This window comes from Mannheimia sp. E30BD (assembly GCF_041807785.1).
Taxonomy (GTDB): Bacteria; Pseudomonadota; Gammaproteobacteria; order Enterobacterales; family Pasteurellaceae; genus Mannheimia.
The window spans coordinates 1-1875 of the sequence record NZ_JBGTYX010000049.1 but is presented as its reverse complement, the minus strand read 5'-3'; the positions used below and the strand labels follow the sequence as shown (position 1 = coordinate 1875).

The window sequence follows — 1875 nt, the reverse complement described above, 5'->3', positions numbered from 1 at the left end:
GAAGCTGCGGATTTGCAATTTATTGCAAGTGGTAGGGGAGCGTTCTGTAAGCCGATGAAGGTGGATTGAGAAGTCTGCTGGAGGTATCAGAAGTGCGAATGCTGACGTGAGTAACGACAATGCGAGTGAAAAACTCGCACGCTGAAAGACCAAGGGTTCCAGTCCAACGTTAATCGGGGCTGGGTGAGTCGACCCCTAAGGCGAGGCCGAGAGGCGTAGTCGATGGGAAATTGGTTAATATTCCAATACTTCTGTGTAATGCGATGAGAGGACGGAGAAGGTTAAGTCAGCCTGGCGTTGGTTGTCCAGGTGGAAGGCTGTAGGCATGCATCTTAGGCAAATCCGGGGTGCTCTATGCTGAGAGCTGATAGCAAGCTGTACTTGTACAGTGAAGTGGCTGATACCATGCTTCCAGGAAAAGTCTCTAAGCTTCAGTTACACAGGAATCGTACCCGAAACCGACACAGGTGGTCAGGTCGAGTAGACCAAAGCGCTTGAGAGAACTCTGCTGAAGGAACTAGGCAAAATGGTACCGTAACTTCGGGAGAAGGTACGCTGCTTTTGGTGATGGAACTTGCTTCCTGAGCTGAGAGCAGCCACAGAAACCAGGCCCCTGCAACTGTTTATTAAAAACATAGCACTCTGCAAACACGAAAGTGGACGTATAGGGTGTGATGCCTGCCCGGTGCTGGAAGGTTAATTGATGGGGTTAGCGTAAGCGAAGCTCTTGATCGAAGCCCCAGTAAACGGCGGCCGTAACTATAACGGTCCTAAGGTAGCGAAATTCCTTGTCGGGTAAGTTCCGACCTGCACGAATGGCATAATGATGGGGGCGCTGTCTCCAGCAGAGACTCAGTGAAATCGAATTCGCCGTGAAGATGCGGTGTACCCGCGGCTAGACGGAAAGACCCCGTGAACCTTTACTGCAGCTTGACATTGAACTTTGATCTTACTTGTGTAGGATAGGTGGGAGGCTTTGAAGCAGCGACGCTAGTTGCTGTGGAGCCAATCTTGAAATACCACCCTGGTAATATTGAGGTTCTAACTCTGCTCCATTATCTGGAGCGAGGACCATGTCTGGTGGGTAGTTTGACTGGGGCGGTCTCCTCCTAAAGAGTAACGGAGGAGTACGAAGGTGCGCTCAGCGTGGTCGGAAATCACGCGTAGAGTATAAAGGCAAAAGCGCGCTTAACTGCGAGACCCACAAGTCGAGCAGGTACGAAAGTAGGTCTTAGTGATCCGGTGGTTCTGTATGGAAGGGCCATCGCTCAACGGATAAAAGGTACTCTGGGGATAACAGGCTGATACCGCCCAAGAGTTCATATCGACGGCGGTGTTTGGCACCTCGATGTCGGCTCATCTCATCCTGNCTGAATGGAAGGGCCATCGCTCAACGGATAAAAGGTACTCTGGGGATAACAGGCTGATACCGCCCAAGAGTTCATATCGACGGCGGTGTTTGGCACCTCGATGTCGGCTCATCTCATCCTGGGGCTGAAGCAGGTCCCAAGGGTATGGCTGTTCGCCATTTAAAGAGGTACGCGAGCTGGGTTTAGAACGTCGTGAGACAGTTCGGTCCCTATCTACCGTGGGCGTTGGAAATTTGAGAGGATCTGCTCCTAGTACGAGAGGACCAGAGTGGACGAACCTCTGGTGTACCGGTTGTGACGCCAGTCGCATCGCCGGGTAGCTATGTTCGGAAGGGATAACCGCTGAAAGCATCTAAGCGGGAAGCCTACCTCAAGATAAGATTTCCCCAGGACTTTATGTCCTCTAAAGAGCCGTTGAAGACTACGACGTTGATAGGTTGGATGTGGAAGTGCAGTGATGCATGAAGCTGACCAATACTAATTGCTCGTGAGGCTTGACTATACA

Annotated in this window: 1 rRNA gene; it reads left to right on the top strand. The window is 51.3% G+C overall.

Annotated elements, in window-relative coordinates:
• Nucleotides 1–1872: ribosomal RNA gene (locus ACERCG_RS12135) — 23S ribosomal RNA — on the top strand; the annotation flags it as partial.
• Nucleotides 1873–1875 lie beyond the last annotated feature (3 nt).